General features: G+C 62.4%; 18 protein-coding genes. 4 read left to right on the top strand and 14 right to left on the bottom strand.

Going from position 1 to position 19,120, the window contains the following annotated elements; genetic code table 11:
• Nucleotides 1-333: 333 nt before the first annotated feature.
• The 4 genes from argC to NQ492_RS06795 form a co-directional block, all read right to left on the bottom strand.
• On the bottom strand, nt 334-1,296 hold the full coding sequence (gene argC, locus NQ492_RS06810; RefSeq protein WP_015547033.1) for an N-acetyl-gamma-glutamyl-phosphate reductase: 963 nt from the start codon (nt 1,294-1,296) through the stop codon (nt 334-336).
• The gene (argG, locus tag NQ492_RS06805) at nt 1,293-2,498 is read right to left on the bottom strand and encodes an argininosuccinate synthase (RefSeq protein ID WP_015547034.1); all 1,206 of its coding nucleotides are present in this window, start codon (nt 2,496-2,498) and stop codon (nt 1,293-1,295) included. Before argG ends, argC begins: the two co-directional genes overlap by 4 nt.
• 162 nt (nt 2,499-2,660) lie before the next feature.
• Entirely contained in the window at nt 2,661-3,281 is a 621-nt protein-coding gene (locus tag NQ492_RS06800; RefSeq protein WP_015547035.1) for a GNAT family N-acetyltransferase, read from the bottom strand.
• 35 nt (nt 3,282-3,316) lie between these two features.
• Nucleotides 3,317-5,518 (bottom strand): RelA/SpoT family protein, encoded by a 2,202-nt coding sequence (locus NQ492_RS06795; protein ID WP_015547036.1) that lies wholly within the window; start codon nt 5,516-5,518, stop codon nt 3,317-3,319.
• A gap of 82 nt (nt 5,519-5,600) precedes the next feature.
• On the opposite strand from NQ492_RS06795, the gene trhA reads away from it, so the two are divergent.
• Nucleotides 5,601-6,257, top strand: coding sequence for a PAQR family membrane homeostasis protein TrhA (gene trhA / locus NQ492_RS06790; RefSeq protein ID WP_015547037.1), 657 nt, complete (start codon nt 5,601-5,603; stop codon nt 6,255-6,257).
• A 2-nt stretch (nt 6,258-6,259) separates the two neighbouring features.
• Entirely contained in the window at nt 6,260-7,162 is a 903-nt protein-coding gene (locus NQ492_RS06785; RefSeq protein ID WP_015547038.1) for a PHP domain-containing protein, read from the top strand.
• Here the strand turns inward: NQ492_RS06785 and NQ492_RS06780 are convergent.
• The 9 genes from NQ492_RS06780 to leuS form a co-directional block, all read right to left on the bottom strand.
• Entirely contained in the window at nt 7,115-7,897 is a 783-nt protein-coding gene (locus tag NQ492_RS06780; RefSeq protein WP_044054769.1) for a class I SAM-dependent methyltransferase, read from the bottom strand. The two genes, NQ492_RS06785 and NQ492_RS06780, sit on opposite strands and share 48 nt — an antisense overlap.
• 160 nt (nt 7,898-8,057) lie before the next feature.
• Nucleotides 8,058-8,246, bottom strand: a complete 189-nt coding sequence (gene xseB, locus NQ492_RS06775) for an exodeoxyribonuclease VII small subunit (RefSeq protein WP_015547040.1) — start codon at nt 8,244-8,246, stop codon at nt 8,058-8,060.
• Nucleotides 8,228-9,487 carry an exodeoxyribonuclease VII large subunit gene (xseA, locus tag NQ492_RS06770; RefSeq protein ID WP_044054300.1) on the bottom strand — a complete coding sequence of 420 codons (1,260 nt, stop codon included), beginning with the start codon at nt 9,485-9,487 and terminating at the stop codon, nt 8,228-8,230. Before xseA ends, xseB begins: the two co-directional genes overlap by 19 nt.
• Nucleotides 9,484-10,398 carry a 1,4-dihydroxy-2-naphthoate octaprenyltransferase gene (gene menA / locus NQ492_RS06765; protein ID WP_022062685.1) on the bottom strand — a complete coding sequence of 305 codons (915 nt, stop codon included), beginning with the start codon at nt 10,396-10,398 and terminating at the stop codon, nt 9,484-9,486. The genes xseA and menA overlap by 4 nt, the downstream gene beginning before the upstream one ends.
• A gap of 60 nt (nt 10,399-10,458) precedes the next feature.
• Complete coding sequence (locus NQ492_RS06760) at nt 10,459-11,007, bottom strand: energy transducer TonB (RefSeq protein WP_015547041.1); 549 nt, start codon at nt 11,005-11,007, stop codon at nt 10,459-10,461.
• Nucleotides 11,008-11,060: 53 nt separating this feature from the next.
• Entirely contained in the window at nt 11,061-11,363 is a 303-nt protein-coding gene (locus tag NQ492_RS06755) for an MGMT family protein (RefSeq protein ID WP_015547042.1), read from the bottom strand.
• A gap of 156 nt (nt 11,364-11,519) precedes the next feature.
• Nucleotides 11,520-12,605: a peptide chain release factor 1 gene (gene prfA / locus NQ492_RS06750; RefSeq protein ID WP_015547043.1), complete on the bottom strand. Its 1,086-nt coding sequence runs from the start codon at nt 12,603-12,605 to the stop codon at nt 11,520-11,522.
• A 287-nt stretch (nt 12,606-12,892) separates the two neighbouring features.
• Nucleotides 12,893-13,768 carry an alpha/beta hydrolase gene (locus NQ492_RS06745; RefSeq protein WP_044054302.1) on the bottom strand — a complete coding sequence of 292 codons (876 nt, stop codon included), beginning with the start codon at nt 13,766-13,768 and terminating at the stop codon, nt 12,893-12,895.
• 28 nt (nt 13,769-13,796) lie between these two features.
• Nucleotides 13,797-16,553, bottom strand: a complete 2,757-nt coding sequence (gene leuS / locus NQ492_RS06740; protein WP_015547045.1) for a leucine--tRNA ligase — start codon at nt 16,551-16,553, stop codon at nt 13,797-13,799.
• 97 nt (nt 16,554-16,650) lie between these two features.
• Between leuS and NQ492_RS06735 the strand changes: the two genes are divergently transcribed.
• Nucleotides 16,651-17,214 carry a hypothetical protein gene (locus NQ492_RS06735; RefSeq protein ID WP_157359468.1) on the top strand — a complete coding sequence of 188 codons (564 nt, stop codon included), beginning with the start codon at nt 16,651-16,653 and terminating at the stop codon, nt 17,212-17,214.
• Between the two features lie 91 nt (nt 17,215-17,305).
• On the opposite strand, the gene NQ492_RS06730 is transcribed toward NQ492_RS06735, so the two are convergent.
• Nucleotides 17,306-18,373, bottom strand: coding sequence for a hypothetical protein (locus NQ492_RS06730; RefSeq protein ID WP_044054303.1), 1,068 nt, complete (start codon nt 18,371-18,373; stop codon nt 17,306-17,308).
• A gap of 327 nt (nt 18,374-18,700) precedes the next feature.
• Here NQ492_RS06730 and rpsL point away from each other — a divergent pair, with 327 nt between their 5' ends.
• Complete coding sequence (gene rpsL / locus NQ492_RS06725; protein ID WP_022061192.1) at nt 18,701-19,081, top strand: 30S ribosomal protein S12; 381 nt, start codon at nt 18,701-18,703, stop codon at nt 19,079-19,081.
• Nucleotides 19,082-19,120: the final 39 nt, after the last annotated feature.

Raw genomic sequence — 19,120 nt, 5'->3', positions numbered from 1 at the left:
AAAAGGCGGGTTTTAGGGGGCTGCGCGAACATTCATAAAACAGGCGTCTTACGCCTGCGCTTTTAGCCGGGACTTCGTTTGACGGCTCGGCATCGGGCCGGATTCATTCGCCGCCAGAGGCGGCGTGAGAAGAGGCGCAACAACCGAATCGGAACCGCGCATCCGGCCATCGCCTCTGGAAGCGGTTTTGGTGCTTTTAACTTCGCTGCGCTCGTTTTCCTCCTTCTGGCACGGCATAGCCCGCAAGCGGTCTCTGCTCGTGCTGCGTGCGTCGGTTGCCACCAAAAGGTAGTGCAAACCACGGCGGTACGCCGTGAATAACACCGGTCCGGATTAAAATGCCGAGGCTTTCAGCCGCAAACCCTCCTTTTCGTCCAGCCCGAACATCAGGTTCATGTTCTGCACGGCCTGTCCCGACGCCCCTTTCAGCAGGTTGTCGATGACCGAGACGACGTGCAGTTTCCCGCCGTATTTGGCTGTGTGGAGCAACGCCTTGTTGGTGTTGACCACCTGCTTGAGGTCCACGTCGCGTTCCGTGACGCGGGTGAATGCCGAGGGGGCGTAGAAGTCGGCGTAGAGCTTCGATGCCGCTTCGCCGTCGAGCGGACACGCCGTGTAGACGCTCGCCAGGATGCCCCGCGTGAAGTCGCCGCGCATCGGCACGAAGTTCACTTCGCGGTCGAACGACGGCTCCAGCAGCCGCAGGTTGCGCCCGATCTCCAGGAGATGCTGGTGCGTGAAGGCCTTGTAAACCGAAATGTTGTCCGACCGCCAGCTGAAATGGGTCGTGGCCGAGGGTTTTACGCCTGCGCCCGTCGAACCCGTCACCGCCGTCACGTGCACCTCGTCCTGCAACAGCCCTGCGGCGGCCAGCGGCAGCAGCGCCAGCTGGATCGCCGTGGCGAAACAGCCCGGGTTGGCCACGCGCTCCGCCCGGCGGATGCGTTCGCGGTTCAGCTCCGGAAGCCCGTAGACGAATCCGCACGACTCGTCGCGGAAATCCTGCGCCAGGTCGATGATCTTCACGCCTGCGGGGATCGTGTTCTCTTCCATCCAGACCCGGCTCTGCCCGTGGGCCGAGCAGAGGAACAGCACGTCGATGGCCCCGAGGTTGTACGCGTCGCAGAACCGCATGCCGGTGTCGCCCTCCAGTCCTCCGTGCACCTGCGCGAGGCGGTTGCCCGCGTTCGAAGTGCTGTGGACGAAGGCGATCTCCGCCTGCGGATGGTTCACCAGCAGGCGGATCAGTTCGCCGGCGGTGTACCCGGCGCCTCCGATGATGCCGACCCGGATCATTTCTTGTTGCGTTTCTGGACGTTGTAGAAAATCTTGATCTGGTTGCCGAGGATCTTCGTGAATCCCTTCACGTCGTCGGCCGTCCACGCCTTGTTGACCTCGCCGTACTCGCCGAAGTCGGTCTTCATCAGGTCGAACGTCGAGTCGACGCCCACGAGCGTATAGTTGCGCGGCCGCAGGATCAGCTCCACGGTTCCCGTCACGTTGCGCTGCGAGGAGAGGAGCATCGCCTCGATGTCGCGCATCACCGGTTCGAGGTACTGCGCTTCGTGGAGGAACATGCCGTACCACGTCGCCACCTGGTCTTTCCAGTAGGTCTGCCATTTGGTCAGCGTGTGTTTTTCGAGCATCTTGTGCGCGGCGATGATCAGCATCGGCGCGGCGGCCTCGAAGCCCACGCGGCCCTTGATGCCGATGATCGTGTCGCCGATGTGCATGTCGCGGCCGATGCCATATTTCGCCCCGATGGCCTCCACGGCGCGGATGGCCTCGACCTTGTCCGTGTAGGGCGTGCCGTTGACCGCCGCCAGCTCGCCCTGCTCGAAGGTGAGTTTGAGCCGCTCCTCGCCCTCGGCCGTGATCTGGCTCGGATAGGCCTCCTCGGGGAGTGTCTGCTCCGAGTGGAGGGTCTCCTTGCCGCCGATCGAGGTTCCCCACAGCCCCTTGTTGATCGAGTACTCCATCTTCTTGTAGTCGGCCGTGATGCCGTGCTTGCGGAGGTAGTCGATCTCGTATTCGCGCGTCAGGGTCATGTCGCGCGTCGGGGTGATGATCTCGATCTCGGGGGCGAGGATCTGGAACGTCAGGTCGAAGCGCACCTGGTCGTTGCCCGCGCCGGTCGAACCGTGGGCCACGGCGTCGGCGCCGATCTGTTTGGCGTATTCGATGATGGCGATGGCCTGGAAAATGCGCTCCGAACTTACCGAAATGGGGTAGGTCCCGTTGCGCAGGATGTTGCCGAAGACCATGTAGCGGATGCTTTTCTCGTAGTACTCCTGCTCGATGTCGAGCGTCGCGTGTGCCGTGGCGCCCAGCTCCATGGCGCGCTTCTCGATCTTTTCGAGTTCGGGTTTCGAGAACCCGCCCGTGTTGGCGATTGCCGTGTAAACGTCGTAACCCTTCTCCTCGGAGAGGTATTTTACACAAAACGAGGTGTCCAGACCGCCGCTGAACGCCAGAACCACTTTCTTCTTGGTTTCCATGATATTCTGTTTTTTTGTTTTTTTATTCATGCTGCCGGAGTGCAAATCCTCCGGTCGTTGTCGCCGCCTTCGGCGTCGTTTGCAATTCTAACCTTCCCCTGAATCCCCTCCTCGGAGGGGACTTGTCGCGACGCGACCGGGTTGTCTCGAATGATATTTCCGTTATTTCAGGTGAAACAGTTTTTTTACTTTGTTCCGGAAAAACATCCGGTAGGGGGCCAGCCGCGACTGTTTCGCGGGCGGTTCCTTGGCCGGGTCGTAGAGCATGCCCGTGCAGAGGCACATGCGGCGGTTGTTGCGTTGCAGGATGTCGTAGTTGCAGCAGCCTTCGCAGCCGCGCCAGAACTCCTCGTCTTCGGTCAGTTCCGAGAAGGTCACGGGGACGTAGCCCATTCGCGAGTTGAGCTTCATAACCGGCAGCGACGTGGTGATACTGAATAACTTGGCATACGGGAATCGTCGTCGGGCCAGCTCGAAGGTTCGTCGTTTGATCTGTTCCGCGAGTCCCATATGGCGGTACTCCGGATCGACGATAAGTCCCGAGGTGGCGACGAAGTCGCCGTGACCCCAGCACTCGATATAGCTGAACCCGACCAGTTTTTCACCGTCCAGCGCCACGACGGCCTTGCCACCGGTCATTTTTGCGGCGATGTATTCGGGCGACCGCTTGGCGATGCCCGTACCCCGCTGCAGGGCCGACTCGTAGATCAGATCGCAAATACGCGGTGCGTAATGTGCGTGCGACGAGTCGGCGAAAACGACGCTGATTGTGTTGTTATTCATTTATCGTTTGTGTGGGTAAAAAGTTGTTTGCGGAATTAGTTGACGCGGTAGGCGCGCTGCACGCCCTTGATGCGCATGATCTGGTGTATGAGCGTGTCCACGACGGCCGTACCGGGCACTTCGACGGCCACTTCTCCCGCCACGCAGCCGTTCCCGGCGGGTGCGAAGTTCATCGAGCGGATGCCCAGTTTGAGATCGCGGACGATGACCTCGGTGATGTGGTTGGCCATGCCCGTGGTGTCGGCCGCCACGATGCGGATCGTGACGCGGAACGCCCCTTCGGCCGACTGCCGCCAGCGGGCGTCGATCACGCGGTAGGGGTAATTCTCGCGCATGCGCTTGGCGTTGGGGCAGTCGCAGCGGTGGATGGTGATTCCCGCGCTGATCGTCACGAATCCGAACACGTCGTCGCCCTTGATCGGGTTGCAGCATTTGGCCAGCTTGTACTGGATTTTCGAGATGTCGTCGTCGATCACCAGCGCGTCCTGCGGAGCGGCCTTCTCCTGCGTGCCGTGCAGCGCGGCCTTCTGGCGTTCGATTTCGGCGGCCGCGGCGCGGCGCTCCTCTTCGGCTTCGCCCGAAAGGTGGCGTGAGAGGATCTCCTTGATCGACCCGAAGTCGAGCTTCTGGGTGGCGATCAGCGCGTAGACCTCCGTGCCGAGGCGCAGTTTGAAGTATTTGGCCAGGTAAGCCACCGCCTCGTCGATCGTGATGGCGAATTTCCAGTTCTTGAGTTTGCGTTCCAGCTCCTCGCGCCCCATGCGCGTGTGCTTGGCCTGCTCCTCGCGCAGGTAGGACTTGATCTTGTTGCGGGCCTTCGAGGTCACCACCAGCGACAGCCAGTCCGACTTGGGCGTCTGGTTTTTCTGGGTGGTGATCTCCACGATGTCGCCGTTGCGCAGCTGTTCGCGGATCGGCACGGCGCGGCCGTTGACCCGTCCGCCCACGCACGTCGATCCGAGCGAGGTGTGGATGTCGAAGGCGAAGTCGAGGAGCGTGGCCCCCTCGGGGAGTTTGCGCAGGTCGCCGTTGGGCGTGAAGACGAAGATTTCGCCCGACGCGGGCTTGGCGTCGAAACGCTGCGCCAGCGAGTGGGTCGTGTCCTCTATCAGTTCGCGCAGATGTCCCAGCCACATTTCGCTGGTCTGCGCCCCCTGGTTGACGCCCTTGTAACGCCAGTGCGCGGCGATGCCTCGCTCGGCCACGGCGTCCATGCGCTCGGTGCGGATCTGCACCTCGATCCAGCGGCCTTCGGCCGACACGGTGGTGTGCAGCGACTCGTAGCCGTTCGACTTGGGGATCGAGATCCAGTCGCGCATGCGCTTGGGGTTGGGCGTGTAGAAGTCCGTCACCACCGAATAGGCCGTCCAGCAGAGCTGTTTCTCGGCCTCCTGCGGGCAGTCGATGATGATGCGGATGGCGAAGATGTCGTAGACGCCCTCGAACGGGACGTGCTGTTTGTGCATCTTGTTCCAGATCGAGAAGATCGATTTGGTGCGGCTCTTGATGTGGTATTTGATGCCGAGGCGGTTCAGCCGCTGTTCGATCGGCACGAGGAACCGCCCGATGAAGGCCTTGCGCTCCTCGGCGCTCTCTTCGAGTTTTGTGACGACGTGCTCGTAATCCTTCGGTTCGAGGTATTTCAGGGCGATGTCCTCCAGCTCGCTCTTGATCGAGTAGAGACCCAGCTTGTGGGCGATCTGGGCATAGAGGTTCATCGACTCCCAGCTCTTCTTGCGCCACTTTTCGCGGGGGAACATTTCGAGCGAACGCATCACTTCGAGCCGGTCGGCCAGTTTGATCAGGATGACGCGCGGGTCTTCGGAGTAGCTCACGATCAGGTCCCGGAAATTGTCGGCCTGCTCCTTGGCCACCTTGAGCTTCAGCTCCGAGATGTTGGCCAGCCCGAGGGTGATGCCCACGACCTGATCGCCGAAGCGTTTGCGGATGTCGGCGCTCAGGGCGAGGAATTCTTCGGCGGGCAGCTGCTTGTGGGCGAGGCGCACCACGTCGTGCAGGATCGCCGAGATGGTGGAGTTGCGGCCCAGGCCCACCTCCGAGATCACGATCGAAGCCACCGCGGCGGCATGCTCCAGCAGGGGCGAGCCGTCGTAGCGCACCAGTCCGGCGAGTTTCCCGTCGGCATACTCCAGCGCCTCGTCGACGAGTGCCCGGGTCTGCTCCGAGAAATTCGCGCGCACGAGCGTGCGGAGTTTTTCGTACCGTGAAAAGTCCATTTTTACCTAACCAGATGACCTATGCTCGCAAAGATATGAAATTTTTTCATAAATTTGGCATGTACAATTGAACAGTTGTGTTATGGACAAGAAAAAGGCAGTTTACGTGCCGACCGTAGGCGAGGAAATCGGCAATGCCGTGTCCCACGGCGTGATGTCGCTGTTATCGCTGCTGGCCCTTCCTTTCGCCGCCGTGTGGGCCTATGCGCATGACCCCGGCGGGGTTCTGGCCTCGGTCTCGGTGTCGGTTTTCGTCATTTCGATCTTCCTGATGTTCCTCGCCTCGACGCTCTATCACTCGATGAACCCGCAGTCGAAGCACAAGGAGGTTTTCCACATCCTCGACCATATTTTCATCTACGTCGCCATCGCGGGCAGCTATACGCCCATCGCGCTGTCGGTCATCGGCGGCTGGCAGGGGGTGTTCATCACCGTCCTGCAATGGGCGATGGTGATTTTCGGGGTGTTCTACAAGTCGCTCTCCCGAAAGTCGATACCGGCCATCAGTCTGACCATCTACCTGGTCATGGGCTGGACGATCGTCTTCTTCCTGCCGCTGTTCATCAGCCACGCTTCGACGCCCCTCGTGGCGCTGATCGCGCTGGGCGGCGTGCTCTATACGCTCGGCGCGTGGTTCTACGCCCGCAAGGGCTTCCGCTACCACCACATGGTGTGGCATCTGCTGATCGACCTCGCGGTTGCGGCGCACTTCGCCGGGATCGTGTTTTACCTCTACTGATTATGGCCGCATATGACCTCCACATCCATTCCGGATACAGCAGCGACGGGGAGCTTCCCGTCGCCGCAATCGTCGGTCTGTGCGCCGCCCGCGGGCTGGACGCCTTTTCGCTGACCGACCACAACTCGGTGCGGGGCGTCGGCGAGGCCGCCCGGCTGGCCCGGGAGCGGGGCATCGGGTTCGTCCCCGGCATCGAGATCGACTGCAACTACCGGGGGACGGACCTGCACCTGCTGGGCTACGGCATCGACTGGCGTTCGGCGGATTTCGCGCGGTTGGAGGAGGAGGTTGCCGCCAAAGTCATGGCGTCGTTCGGGGCCATGGTCGACAACCTGCTGAAACTGGGCTTCCGGGTCGATGCCGGTGCGGTGCTGGCCGCCGCCGACGGGAAACCGCCGACGGGCGAACTGATCGCCGAGGTGATGCTCTCCGACGCGAACTGCCATACGCCCCCGCTGCGGCCCTATATGGAGGGCGGCGAGCGGAGCGACATGCCTTACATCAACTTCTACCTCGATTATTTCGCACAGGGCCGTCCGGCGTTCGTGCCCGTGGAGTATATGGATTACCGCGATGCGGTGGAGCTGGTCCGCGACAACGGGGGCGTGCCCGTCGTGGCGCATCCGGGGCTGAATTTCCGGGGCCGGGAGGAGACCGCCGGGCGGCTGCTCGACCGCGGGGCCGCGGGACTGGAAGTCTTCAACAACTACCACACCCCCGAACAGGCTGTCTATTTCACCTCGCTGGCCCTCTCCAAAGGCGCTTCCATGACCTGCGGAAGCGATTTCCACGGCAAGACCAAGCCCCGGATCGCCGTCGGGCGATTCCCGTCGGACAGCCGTTTCGACGGCCGCCTGTCAGACTTTGTAAACCACATACATGTGATCGGCCGGCAGGGCGTATAGTCTGCGCTCGGCCTCGGTGAAGGTCGCGGCGTAGTCGATGTCCGCGACCTGGAAACCCGCCTGGCGCAGGCGGTCGGCATAGTCGGCGCCGTAGATGCGCCGGTGGTCGTACTGTCCGAAGATGCGCGTGCGCTCGTCGGGATCGGTGATCGAGTCGTCCTCGTAGGTCTGCTCGTAGTCCCTGTCCACCGGGGAGAGGACGATGCCCCAGCCGCCGGGTTTGAGGACCCGGTGCAGTTCGCGCATCGCCCGCCGGTCGTCGGCGACGTGCTCCATGATGTGGTTGCAGATCACCACGTCCACCGAGCCGTCGGCCAGCGGGATCTGCTGCACGTCGAAATGCAGGTCGGCCAGCGGGCTTTCGAGATCGGCCGTGACATACTGCCCCGGATGCGACTTGAAGTGGGGCTTGAGGTGACGCATGATACAGACCTCGGGAGCAATGTGCAGCGTGCGCGGAAAGGCCGTCAGGAGATCGGTTTCGCGCGTCAGGTAGAGCCATAGCAGGCGGTGCCGCTCCAGCGACAGACACTTGGGACACAGCGCGTTGGGCCGCGGCTGCACGTAGCCGTAGGGCAGGAACTTCCGGTATTTCGCGCCGCACACGGGGCATTCGACCCCCCCCCGGCGCCTATACTTGTAGAACAGTCCCGCCACGGGTACGGCCCATCCCGCGATGCGTTGCAGCACGGGGCGCGGGATGTGGTTGAGCGAGAATTTGATCAGTTGTTTTATCATTGCGCGACTATCTGTTTTTTGTGCCGACCCTCCGGAGCGTACGCCATCTTCCTCCCCGGGGGAGGGTCGGGGTGGGGTCGGATTTGTCAATGACGCCGCAGGCGGCAACGGCCGCATTCAGGAGCGGCTGGCGGAGGATTTTACGCATGCAGCGGGATTACTCTAAAATCTTGTTCACGTCGGCTTCGGCCTTGCGCAGCCGCGCCTTGCACGAGGCGATCAGCTCCGTGGCGCGCTTCACCTCGGCGGCGAGGCTGTCCACGTCCATCTCTTCGTTGCGCAGGCGTGCGAGAATCTTCTCGATCTCACCCATCGCCTCGGCGTAGGTCACTTCTTTTTTTGCCATATTTTTCCGGAATTTACGGTTGCGTCTATCTTGCCGTCGGAGACCTCGATTTCGACCTGCTCGCCCTCCGCGACGCTTCCGGCCGAGGTCACGGCACGGCCTCCGGCGCGCAGGACGGCGAATCCCAGCCGGAGGATGCGTTCGGGCGAGCGTCCGGCGATCAGTTCCGCGGCGTTGCCGAGCCGCACGCCCTGCCGCGCGAGGAAGTCGCGCGCCGCGTCGGGCAGCAGCCCTGTGAAATGTTCCAGACGCAGCGTCTGCCGCGTGAGGAGTTCGCCGCTCAGCCGCCTCACTTCGCCCGAGAGGCGTTCGAGACGCACCTCCGAGGCGTGCATCGCGGCCTTCGTCATGTCGTTCAGTTGCAGGGCGGCGCAGTCGAGCCACCCGTCGGTTTCGGCCATCCGTTCGACCAGCCATCCGGCCACCGCCGTCGGGGTTTTGAGCGCCGTGTGGGCCACCATGTCGGCCACGCTGGTGTCCTTGTCGTGCCCGATGCCCGTCACCACCGGCAGCGGGAACTGCGCCACGTGGGTGCAGAGGCGGTAGGCGTTGAAGCAGTTGAGGTCGCTCCTCGACCCGCCTCCGCGGATCAGCACCACGGCGTCGAATTTTTCCGGCCGGGCCGCGACGTTGCACAGGGCTTCGATGATGGATTCCTCGGCCGCTTCGCCCTGCATGAAGGCGTCGAACAGGGTCAGTTCGAAACGGTAGGCGCTTCGGGCCAGCTCCTTGCAGAAGTCCTGATAGCCGGCGGCGTTGGCGCTCGACACGATGGCCACGCGCTGCACGACGGCCGGCATCGGCGCCTCGCGGTTCATGTCCCAGACGCCCTCCTGCTGCAACTGCGCGATGGTCTGCTGCCGCTGCCGCTCCATGTCGCCCAGCGTGTAGGAGGGGTCGATGTCGGTGATCTGGAGCGAGAAGCCGTAAAGTTCGTGGTAGGTGACCAGCGCCTTGGCCAGTATTTTGATGCCCGCGGCGAGCCGCTGGCCCGTTTCGGCCTCGAAATAGCCCGCGATGCGGGGGTAGTTCGAACGCCACACGACGGCCCGGGCCTGCGCTGTCGGCACGCCGTTGTCGCCGCCCTTCTCCACAAGCTCCAGGTAGCAGTGGCCCGAGTAGTTGACCTTGATTTCCGAAATCTCGGCGCTCACCCAGAGGGGCAGCGCGAACTGCCCTTCGAGCGCCGACTTCACGCGGCGCTGCAACTCGCGCAGGGTAATGTGTTGTGATTCAGTCATCGGCCCAGCAGAATTCCGAGGGTGAACAAGGCTCCGAACAGCAGGATGTTGCGGGCAGTTTCACCCAGACAGACGTTCAGGGCGTCGCCGTGGTCGATGCGCACCATCTTGCGCCATGTGGAGATATGTGCGGCGAGGTAGGGAAGGGGAAGCAGGGCGGCCCACGTGCGGCCTGCGAAGAGCAGCGTGAGACACAGCGCGACGGCCGCGGTTCCCAGGGCGAGATAACCCCAGCGGCCGACGCCTGCGCCGAGGCAGACGACGATCGTGCGTTTGTTGCAGCGGGCGTCCTCCTCGCGGTCGCGGAAGTTGTTGATCATCAGCATCGTGTCGATCACGAGGCCGCAGGCCAGCGCGGCGACGAGAACCTCCGGGGTCCACGCGCCGGTCTGGATGTAATAGGTGAATCCCACGGGGACCAGTCCGAAAAAGAGGATGACCGCGGCGTCGCCCAGCCCGTGGTAGGCCAGCGGGTAAGGGCCTGCGGTGTAGAACCAGGCGAAGACGATGCAGGCGGCGCCTGCGGCGACGAGTTCCCAGCCTCCGTAGCGGAGCGCGCCGGCGTGGAGCGCCCAGACGAGCAGCGCGACGCCCGCGGCGCAGGCCGCAAGTGTGAATCCCGCAATGCCCGCCTTCATGGCCCCGAGGGTGATGTAGCCTTTGGCGAAGGCGCGGTCGGGACCCAGCCGGTCGGGCTGGTCGGCCCCCTTCAGGAAGTCCCAGAGATCGTTCACCAGGTTGGCCGTGCACTGCATCAGCAGGGCGAATGCGAGGCACAGCACGGCCGGAAGCCAATGGAATCCGCGGTCGGTCCAGGCCAGTGCGGAGCCGATCAGGACGAGGATGACGGAGTTGCCGAGGCTGTACGGCCTGACGGCCAGAATCCATGCGGAGAGGGAGTTGGTTTTCACGTTTCGGAGTTTTTCAGGGGCTTTTGCAGATGAGGTTTGCGGGTTTCGGGAGCGGAGTTGTCAGCGGATGACCAGCTCCGCCTGCCGCGGCATACGCCGGCCCTCGGGAAGCTGGATGCTCAATACGCCTTCGCTTTCGACCGGCGCGCCGTTCTTCTGCGCCGGATGCCAGCGCGGAGCTTCCGCCACGGCTTTCAGCACGCGCCGCTTGAGGCGGTTGTCGGTCGATTCGAGCTCCTGCTGGACGACGGTCTCGCCGTCGGGCGTGATCTTGTAGCGCAGCACCACGCGCGCCGTGGGTTCGCTCTCGTCCCAGCGCACCTGCCGGGCGATGTAGCTGCCGAAGGCGGAGTCCGCGGGAAAGGAGGCCGGCCGGTCGTAGCGCAGCGTAATGAGCATCACACCGTGTGCGGCCCGCTGGCCGTAGCGGGCGATGGTCTCCTCGTCGGCGGGGAGCATCTCGACGTTCTCGATGTCCTCGGGCGGAATCGAGCGTATCTCGGACGTCTCCTTGCCGTTGACGATGTACAGGGGCTGCGGCCTGGGCGTCGCGGCACGGACGGCTGCGGCGAGAAACAGGATGTAGAGAAGCAGTGCGTATCTTTTCATACCGTAATCTTTTTTTGCAAAACGGCCGGCAGGGCCGGGATATTGCCTGCGGACTATCCGATCTCCTCCCAGCCCGAAGCCGAAAGGTCCACGCAGCCGTTGGCCCGGAAACGGACGCCTTCGGCTGCGAGCAGCTCCCGCTGTCCGGTCCATCCGGGCGCTGTCCGGCCCTGGCTGTTGACGACCCGGTGGCAGGGCAGACCCTCCGGAGCCATCGCCAGCGCCCGTCCCGCGCGGCGCGCATGGCCGGGCATGCCGATCAGCCGGGCCAGCTGCCCGTAGGTCGCGACCCGTCCTGCGGGAATCTCTGCGACGACGCTCCAGATCTCGGCGTCGAAATCGGCGGGAATCTTCATCGCTTGTTTCGTTTATCTGAAACGGCCGGAGCCGAATCCGGGGCGCAAGTCCGGCCCCCCCCCTCCTGAAAGCCGTTTTTTAGACGGCCCGGGGCAACGGGTTTCGGCAGCGGCTCATCCCGCCCCTGCTGCCCCTGAAAAGGGTTTTTTAAGCGGCTAAAGTTCGCTCTCTTTCAGACGCTCGGCGTTCTCGGCCACGATCAGGTGGTCGATGCAATCCTGGATGTCGCCGTCCATGAAGGCCGCGAGGTTGTAGATCGTATAGTTGATGCGGTGGTCGGTGATGCGCCCCTGCGGGTAGTTGTAGGTGCGGATCTTGGCCGAACGGTCGCCCGTCGAGACCATCGTTTTGCGCTTCGAGGCGATTTCGTCGAGGTATTTCGAGTATTCGAGGTTGAAGACGCGCGTGCGCAGCTCCTCGAAAGCCTTGTCGAAGTTTTTCAGCTGCGATTTCTGGTCCTGGCACTGCACGACGATGCCCGTGGGGATGTGCGTCAGGCGGATGGCCGAATAGGTCGTGTTGACCGACTGGCCGCCGGGACCGCTCGCACAGAAGATGTCCTTGCGGATGTCGTTCATCGAGATTTCGATGTCGAACTCCTCGGCTTCGGGGAGCACGGCCACCGATGCGGCCGAGGTGTGCACGCGGCCCTGCGTCTCGGTCTGGGGCACGCGCTGCACGCGGTGCACGCCCGACTCGTATTTGAGCGTCCCGTAGACGTTCTGTCCCGATACCTTCAGCACCACCTCCTTGAAACCGCCTGCGGCGCCGTCCGACGAGGAGGTGATTTCGTAGCGCCAGCCTTTCGACTCGATGTATTTGGTGTACATGCGCAGCAGGTCGCCGGCGAAGATCGCCGCCTCGTCGCCGCCCGTTCCGCCGCGGATCTCCACGATGGCGTTTTTCGAGTCCTGCGGGTCCTTGGGGATCAGCAGCAGCTTGATCTCCTCCTCCATCTGTGCGAGCTGCGGCTCCAGCTCGGCGATCATCTCGCGGGCCATTTCGCGCATCTCCTCGTCCTTGTCCGTGGCCAGCGTGTCCTTGGCTTCGGCGAGGTTGGCGATGGCCGTGCGGTAGCGTTCCGAAGTCTCGATGATCGGCTCCAGCTCCTTGTATTCCTTGGTCAGTTGGATGAACTGCTTGACGTCGGCGATCACTTCGGGGTCGGTGAGTTTCTGCCCCGTCTCCTCGTATTTGAGTTTCAAACCGTCGAGGCGGTTCAGGATGGTGTTGTCTGCCATAAAAATGTGTCGTGTCTTTGTTTTGGGGACAAAGATACGACACATTTAATTAAGAATTGAAAATTAAGAATTAAAAAATTAAGCGAAGGCCGCAGCGGCTCTCTCTCGGGACCGGCGTTCTTTCGCAAGGAAAGATGGGAAATAACCGGCAGACGGCAATGCGCGGGCCGGAGAAACCGACGGAGGGAACCCCTCGTGCGGGATTCCCTCCGGGATGTAGTCGCCGGGCGGCCGTTCCGGTTCGTGCCGGGGTGCGGCTGCCGGGGCGCGGTTCGTGCCCGGCCTGTTTATTCGTTGATCCGGCGGAGCCAGTCCAGCACGGCGTCCTGCCACTGGGCCTTGTAGCGGAACGAGTCGCGGATGCCCCAGCCGTGGCCGCCCGAGGGGTAAATGTGCATCGAGGCTTCGATGCCGTGCGCCTTCAGGGCGTTGTAGTAGAGCGTGCTGTTGACGGGCGGAACGGTCTTGTCGTCGTCCGAGAGCAGCAGGATGGCGGGCGGGGTGTCGGCCGTCACGCGGCTCTCCAGCGAGTAGGCTGCGTCCTGCTCGGGGGTGCGCTGCTCGCTCAGCAGGTTGATGAACGATCCCTGGTGGCGTTTGCCCTGCACGGCCGTGATGACCGGGTAGAAGAGGACCGAGAAGGCCGGTTTGAAACTGCCGATCGTCGAGGCCATCGCCGCGAGGTGTCCGCCGGCCGAGAAGCCTACGATGCCCACTTTGTCCGCCGTGTAGCCCGTGGCGCCCGCTTCGAGTCCCGCCATGATGCGCAGGGCCTGTACGGCGTCCTCCAGCGGCACTTCGGGATGGTGGTTGGGCATCCGGTATTTCAGCACGGCACCCGTGATGCCGTTGGCGGCGAACCATTTCGCCATTTCGTAGCCCTCGTGGTCCATGGCCAGCATGCCGTAGCCGCCGCCCGGGCAGATGACGACGGCCTGGCCGGTGGCCTTGGCCTTGTCGGCCGGGAAGATGTAGAGAGTCGCTTCGGAGGTGTTCCGTACGCGGTTGGGTTCCTTTTCCGTTTCCGGCGTCGTGATGCCGTTGCTGTGGGGCGCGGTCGTGTTGTCCCAGATTTTGAGGGTCGCGGTCTGTCCGTAATCCTGTGCCGATGCTGTTGCGGTCATAAGCAGGAGTGTTGCGATAAGCGGTAGTGTGCGTTTCATAAATCGGTATTTTAGGCGTGACGGGGTGTCAGATCACGATGTTTATGATCTTGCCCGGCACGACGATGATCTTTTTCGGGGTTTTGCCTTCGAGCCATTTCTGCGCCTCGGGGGCCGTGACGACGTCGGCCTGAATCTCGGCGGGCGTCATCGAAGCGGCATACTCCTTCCGGAAGCGGAGCTTGCCGTTGACCGACACGGGGTATTCGAACGAGTTCCGCAGGAGGTGCGTCTCGTCGCAGACCGGATAGGAGGCCGTGCAGACCGATTCGGTGTGTCCGAGCGCGGCCCACAGCTCCTCGGCGATGTGCGGGGCGAAGGGGGCGAGCAGCACGGTCAGCGGTTCGAGCACTTCGCGCTTCGAACACTCGCCCAGCTCGTTGAGGCAGATCATAAAGGCCGCCACGGAGGTGTTGAACGAGAAGTTCTCGATGTCCTCCGAGACCTTCTTGATGGTCTTGTGGAGGGTGCGCAGCTCCTGCTCGGTCGCCTTTTCATCCGTGACGCACAGCTGCCCGTCGCGGTCGAAGAACAGGCGCCAGAAGCGGCGCAGGAATTTGTGCACGCCGTCGATGCCGTTCGTGTCCCAGGGTTTCGACTGCTCCAGCGGTCCGAGGAACATCTCGTACATGCGCAGCGTGTCGGCGCCGTAGTTGTCGACGATGTAGTCGGGGTTCACGACGTTGTAGAACGACTTCGACATTTTCTCGATGGCCCAGCCGCAGACGTACTTGCCGTCCTCGAGGATGAATTCGGCGTCCTTGTATTCGGGCATCCATGCGCGGAAGGCGTCGAGGTCGAGGATGTCGTTGCGGACGATGTTCACGTCGACGTAGAGCGCCTGCGTCTCGTACTGGTCCTTGAGGCCCAGCGACACGAACCTGTTGGTTCCCACGATGCGGTAGACGAAGTTCGAGCGCCCCTGGATCATGCCCTGGTTGACGAGTTTGCGGAACGGCTCCTCCTCGCAGACGCAGCCCAGGTCGTAGAGGAACATGTTCCAGAAGCGCGAGTACATCAGGTGGCCCGTGGCGTGCTCGATGCCGCCCACGTAGAGGTCGACGTTGCGCCAGTACTCGTCCGCCTCTTTCCCGACGAGCGCCTTGTCGTTGTGCGGGTCCATGTAGCGGAGGTAGTAGGCCGACGATCCGGCGAATCCGGGCATCGTCGACAGTTCGTAGGGGCAGCCCTCGGGCGTCGCCCATCCCTTGACGCGGGCCAGCGGCGGTTCGCCCTCGGCCGTGGGGCCGAAATTCTCGATGGGCGGCAGCTCCAGCGGCAGTTTGTCCTCCGCCAGCGGGTAGGCCGTGTCGTTCTTATAGTAGATCGGGAACGGCTCGCCCCAGTAGCGCTGGCGCGAGAAAATGGCGTCGCGCAGGCGGTAGTTGACGAGCTTTTTGCCCAGTCCGCGCTTCTCGACTTCGGCGAACATCACCTGAATCGCCTCCTTTACATCCATGCCGTTGAGGAAATCCGAGTTGATTACTTTCCCCGTTTTGGCGTCGTACGACTCTTTCTCGATGTCGCCGCCCTCGACCACCGGGACGATCTCCAGTCCGAAGTGGCGGGCGAAGGCCCAGTCGCGCGAGTCGTGCGCCGGAACGGCCATGATGGCGCCCGTTCCGTAGCCCGAGAGCACGTAGTCGGAAATGTAGATCGGAATGGCTTTGTTCGTGAAGGGGTTGATGGCGTAGGAGCCTGTCGCAACGCCGCTTACGCGCTTCGTGTCGGCGATGCGGTCGCGCTCCGAACGCTTTTTGGTCTGGCGGATGTACTCCTCGACGGCGGCCTTGTTCTCGGGCGTCGTCAGTTCGCCGACCCACTCGTGCTCGGGGGCGATGACCATGAACGTCACGCCGAAGATCGTGTCGGGACGGGTGGTGAAGATCTCCAGTTTCCGGTCGCTGTTCTCGATGTCGAAGAAGACCTGGGCGCCCTCCGAGCGGCCGATCCAGTTGCGCTGGATCTCCTTCAGCGAGTCGCTCCATTCGAGTTTGTCCAGTCCGTCGAGCATGCGCTGGGCGTAGGCCGTCACGCGCAGAAGCCATTGTTTCATGCGCTTCTGCTCGACCGGATAGCCGCCGCGGACCGAAAGTCCGTCGTGCACTTCGTCGTTGGCCAGCACGGTCCCCAGCTTCGGACACCAGTTGACCTGGGTGTCGGCGCGGAAGGCGAGGCGGTAGTTCTGAAGGATCTGTTCCTTCTCCCGCTCGCTTTTGGCGTTCCATTCGGCGGCCGTGAAGTGCATCTCGGTCGTGCAGGCGGCGTCCAGCCCCTCGGTGCCGCTCGTTTCGAAGGCGGCGGTCAGTTCCGCGACGGGGCGCGCCTGCTGTTTCGAACGGTCGTACCAATGGGAGAACATCTCGAGGAACGCCCACTGCGTCCACTTGTAGTATCCGGGGTCGCACGTGCGCACCTCGCGGTCCCAGTCGAACGAGAATCCGATCTTGTCCAGCTGTTCGCGGTAGCGGGCGATGTTCTGCTCGGTCGTGACGGCGGGATGCTGCCCCGTCTGGATCGCATACTGCTCGGCGGGAAGGCCGAAGGCGTCGTAACCCATCGGGTGGAGGACGTTGAATCCCTTGAGCCGCTTGTAGCGCGAGTAGATGTCCGAGGCGATGTAGCCCAGCGGATGGCCGACGTGCAGGCCCGCTCCCGAAGGGTAGGGGAACATGTCCAGCACGTAGAATTTGGGCCGCGAGGGGTCCGTCTCCACCTTGTAGGTTTTGTCCGCCCTCCAGCGGCTTTGCCATTTGGCCTCGATCTCCTTGAAATTGTACTCCATATGTCGTGTAATTTTGTTGCGGATTTTCCCGCAAAGATAGAAAAAAAAACGTATCTTTATCCGGGAGTGGCGCATGTCGGATTTAAATTGCGAGCTTATGGGTAAATTTAAAGTTTTTTTGCTGGGCGTTCCGCTGGCGCTGGGTGTGCTTGCCGGCTGTTCGGAGGAGGTGGAATACGAGATGCCGATCTATGATTTCGTGAATCCTTCGGTCTGCTTTTTCGTTTCCGACGCCGCGACGGGCGTGAATCTGCTCGATCCCGATGAGCCTGATGCGATTCTCGGCCGGCCCATCGCCGTGACATACGGCGGAAAACGCTACGAAGTGGCGGCGGACGCCGTTGCGGCCCCGGCGACGCGGGCCAATCTGCCGCGGCCGCTGGCGCTGCGGCTCGAAGGGGCGAATGAGTACGACAGGATCAAGGGCTATCACCTCGCTTTCGGAGAATTCGATCCGACGGATGGTCTGAAAGGGCAGTCGTTCGTGGTCGACTGGGGCGACGGGACCTCCACGAAGGTGGAGTTCGACCTCTACGTGGTCTGGAAGAAAAACCGCAAAGAGCGCATTTACGAGGCGGAGGTGCACAGCCCGATCCGTGTCGACGGCGCGGCGCGCGGCGAGGGTTATTACGACGCGTGGATCATTCGGATCACCCGGTGACGGGCGGTCTGCGTGCCGCAGTGCGGCTGCATGGGAAAAAAGGGGGCGCGGCCATTCGGGCGCGCCCCCTTTTTTTCGTTTGCGGGATGCGTCAGTCGTAGAGCGGGACGACGTACATCGAGTAGGCTTCGCTGTGACCCGTGCCGTCGGAGAGCGTGTATCGGATTTCGTCACCGTGCCATACGACGGCGGTCCGCGTCGTGCCGAAAATCGTTCCGGCGGTGAATATGTCGTCGTAGCAGACGGCGACCGAATAGGGCATCGAGCCGCTGCCCGGGCCGTCGGAGAGGTCGAACAGCTCCTGTCCCTCCTTCCAGACGACGCCCTCCTCCTCGAAGCCGTCGGTGTGGTAACCCGCCGTGTAGAGCGTGTGTCCGAACCGGCAGACGGCGGTGGCTTCGGCATAGGAACTGCCATCGGTCAGGGTGTAGAGCAGCTCCTTGTCCTTCCAGACCGCTGCGGCGCCGCCCGAGTGGCCTGCGGCGTAGAGCGTCCTGCCCGAAAGGCAGAGCGCGTTCACTCCGGCGGGGGTCTCCCCGTCGGAGAGCGTGTAGTGCGCCTTGTCGTTTTTCCAGACCACGGCGAGCGGCTTCGTGAGCCCGCTTTGCAGACTGCCTGCGGCGTAGACGTCGCCGCCCGAGACGCAGACCGACCGGGCCTGCGAGACGGCCGGGCTGACCGAATAGGCGTAGAGCGCATCGCCGTCTTTCCAGATTTTCGCCGTCAAGGCTCCGCCGCTCTCCTCGCTCCCGGCCGTGTAGAGGCTGCCGTTTGCGGCGAAGACCGAGTAGGCGTACGAGTCGGCGCCGGGAGCGCCCGGGGTGTATTTCAGCGTGCCGTTTTCCCAGACCTTCGCCACGATCCGGTCGCCCTGCCGTTCGTAGCCGGCGGCATAGACCGTGCCGTCCGAAACGCAGACCGCGTAGGCCCAGGCGTCGTTCGTGCCGTCGGTCAGGGTGTAGAGCAGCTGCCCGTTTTTCCAGACCGTTGCGACGGCCTTCGATGCGGGCGTGGTGTAGCCCGCCGTGTAGATGTCGTAGCCGGAGGGTTTCGGCGGTTCGGGGGCGTCGTCGTCCGAACTGCACGCCGCGAAGCCGGCGAATGCGGCGAGAAGCGCCGGTAAAAGCGTGTGTGTGAATCGTTTTCTGGTGATTGTCATGGTTTTGCGGTGCAGTTTGTTTTCGGGCCGTTCCTGTCGGGAAGGGCTGTCTGCACGCCGTTTGCGGGGCAAAGTCCGTGCCGGGGATCAAGGCCCGGAACATTCGGTTTATGGCGTTGATAATAAATCCGTTGTCGGTTTATATATAACCGGAATTTATTTTGCAGGAAATTCTATAAGTAAAAAGTATTACAAACGGCGTAAAATCCTGGGAAATGGCGAAAAAAGACGTGCATATATATTGTATTTCCGAAAAAATGCGTACCTTTGCAGTCCATTTTGGACAATGGAGATAGATTTTTTAACAATTAAAGGACAGTTTTAGAAATGCCAACTATTCAACAGTTAGTGAGAAACGGCCGTGTGAAGATGGAGGACAAGTCGAAGTCTCCCGCACTGGCTGCGTGTCCCCAGCGCCGAGGCGTATGTACGCGTGTGTACACGACGACCCCGAAGAAGCCGAACTCGGCAATGCGTAAGGTAGCGCGTGTAAGATTGACCAACGGCAAGGAGGTCAACGCCTACATCCCCGGAGAAGGCCACAACTTGCAGGAGCACTCCATCGTGCTCGTCCGCGGCGGTCGTGTGAAGGACCTCCCCGGTGTACGTTATCACCTGGTGCGCGGTGCGCTCGACTCGGCAGGCGTGGACGGACGTCGTCAGCGTCGTTCGAAGTACGGAGCCAAACGTCCCAAGGCAGGCAAGTAGTCAACAACAAGAGAGTTTTTAACAGATCATTTTTAAATA

It is taken from the genome of Alistipes shahii WAL 8301 (assembly GCF_025145845.1).
GTDB classification, from domain to species: Bacteria; Bacteroidota; Bacteroidia; order Bacteroidales; family Rikenellaceae; genus Alistipes; species Alistipes shahii.
The sequence above is the reverse complement of the archived record's forward strand: the minus strand, read 5'-3'. Positions and strand labels throughout refer to the sequence as shown.

Excerpts from the sequence above, each read along its gene's own strand:
- argC (WP_015547033.1), bottom strand. The coding sequence starts at position 1,296 with ATGATCCGGGTCGGCATCATCGGAGGCGCCGGGTACACCGCCGGCGAA.
- argG (WP_015547034.1), bottom strand. The coding sequence starts at position 2,498 with ATGGAAACCAAGAAGAAAGTGGTTCTGGCGTTCAGCGGCGGTCTGGAC.
- NQ492_RS06800 (WP_015547035.1), bottom strand. The coding sequence starts at position 3,281 with ATGAATAACAACACAATCAGCGTCGTTTTCGCCGACTCGTCGCACGCA.
- NQ492_RS06795 (WP_015547036.1), bottom strand. The coding sequence starts at position 5,518 with ATGGACTTTTCACGGTACGAAAAACTCCGCACGCTCGTGCGCGCGAAT.
- trhA (WP_015547037.1), top strand. The coding sequence starts at position 5,601 with ATGGACAAGAAAAAGGCAGTTTACGTGCCGACCGTAGGCGAGGAAATC.
- NQ492_RS06785 (WP_015547038.1), top strand. The coding sequence starts at position 6,260 with ATGGCCGCATATGACCTCCACATCCATTCCGGATACAGCAGCGACGGG.
- xseB (WP_015547040.1), bottom strand. The coding sequence starts at position 8,246 with ATGGCAAAAAAAGAAGTGACCTACGCCGAGGCGATGGGTGAGATCGAG.
- xseA (WP_044054300.1), bottom strand. The coding sequence starts at position 9,487 with ATGACTGAATCACAACACATTACCCTGCGCGAGTTGCAGCGCCGCGTG.
- NQ492_RS06760 (WP_015547041.1), bottom strand. The coding sequence starts at position 11,007 with ATGAAAAGATACGCACTGCTTCTCTACATCCTGTTTCTCGCCGCAGCC.
- NQ492_RS06755 (WP_015547042.1), bottom strand. The coding sequence starts at position 11,363 with ATGAAGATTCCCGCCGATTTCGACGCCGAGATCTGGAGCGTCGTCGCA.
- prfA (WP_015547043.1), bottom strand. The coding sequence starts at position 12,605 with ATGGCAGACAACACCATCCTGAACCGCCTCGACGGTTTGAAACTCAAA.
- NQ492_RS06745 (WP_044054302.1), bottom strand. The coding sequence starts at position 13,768 with ATGAAACGCACACTACCGCTTATCGCAACACTCCTGCTTATGACCGCA.
- leuS (WP_015547045.1), bottom strand. The coding sequence starts at position 16,553 with ATGGAGTACAATTTCAAGGAGATCGAGGCCAAATGGCAAAGCCGCTGG.
- NQ492_RS06735 (WP_157359468.1), top strand. The coding sequence starts at position 16,651 with ATGGGTAAATTTAAAGTTTTTTTGCTGGGCGTTCCGCTGGCGCTGGGT.
- NQ492_RS06730 (WP_044054303.1), bottom strand. The coding sequence starts at position 18,373 with ATGACAATCACCAGAAAACGATTCACACACACGCTTTTACCGGCGCTT.
- rpsL (WP_022061192.1), top strand. The coding sequence starts at position 18,701 with ATGCCAACTATTCAACAGTTAGTGAGAAACGGCCGTGTGAAGATGGAG.